The sequence below is a fragment of the Mycobacterium sp. genome (assembly GCF_008709575.1).
GTDB lineage: Bacteria > Actinomycetota > Actinomycetes > Mycobacteriales > Mycobacteriaceae > Mycobacterium.
In genome coordinates, this window is the sequence record NZ_VYIK01000506.1 from 1 (window position 1) to 572 (window position 572).

The 572-nt window shown below is 68.9% G+C and carries 2 protein-coding genes; both read right to left on the reverse strand.

Features of this window, described 5'->3' with window-relative positions; translation table 11 throughout:
- Nucleotides 1-206, reverse strand: a 206-nt coding sequence (locus F6Q13_RS19845) for a type II toxin-antitoxin system PemK/MazF family toxin (protein ID WP_293060114.1), incomplete at its 3' end; no start/stop codon positions are given.
- Nucleotides 193-438: a ribbon-helix-helix domain-containing protein gene (locus F6Q13_RS19850; RefSeq protein WP_293060117.1), complete on the reverse strand. Its 246-nt coding sequence runs from the start codon at nt 436-438 to the stop codon at nt 193-195. The genes F6Q13_RS19845 and F6Q13_RS19850, both read right to left, overlap by 14 nt.
- Nucleotides 439-572 lie beyond the last annotated feature (134 nt).

The window sequence follows — 572 nt, forward strand, 5'->3', positions numbered from 1 at the left end:
CGGGATGGGCTCACCCCGCCATAAATGGCGAGGCTTGCGCCCAAGAATCCGGTCAGTTCCAGCTCGGACACCAGGCCCCTGCGGGTCCGGGTCAGCGCCGCCACGACAACCGCGCCGATGCGGTCCGCGACCGGATCCCTGGTAAGGACCAGGACGGGCCGCTCACCACCCGGGGTGGTGACGAACCAGAGTTCACCGCGCCGCATCGGCCCAGTCTGCCCAATCCTCGGCGGGGCCCCAATCGGCGATCTCGGCGAGTGCCCGCTCCTCGTCGGTCACGGGCTGTTCGGCGTAGGCCGCCACGTCCTGGTCGGCTGCCAGCTGCGCCAAGTGCCGTCGCAGCGCGTCGCGGATGAGCTCGGACCGGTCGATGTGCAGCGCCCGCGCCCACCGCTCGATTGCAGCCGCGTCGGCGTCGTCGACCCGGAAGCTGATCATCGTCATACATTGATGCTAGTTTGTATGACACCCCGCTGACCCGGCGCGGTGCCGTTCTGGTGGATCGTTGGACCATGCGAGTCGACGGGCGCGACATCACCGTTTCCGGCAGCTTGCTGCAGCCGCTGACCCGC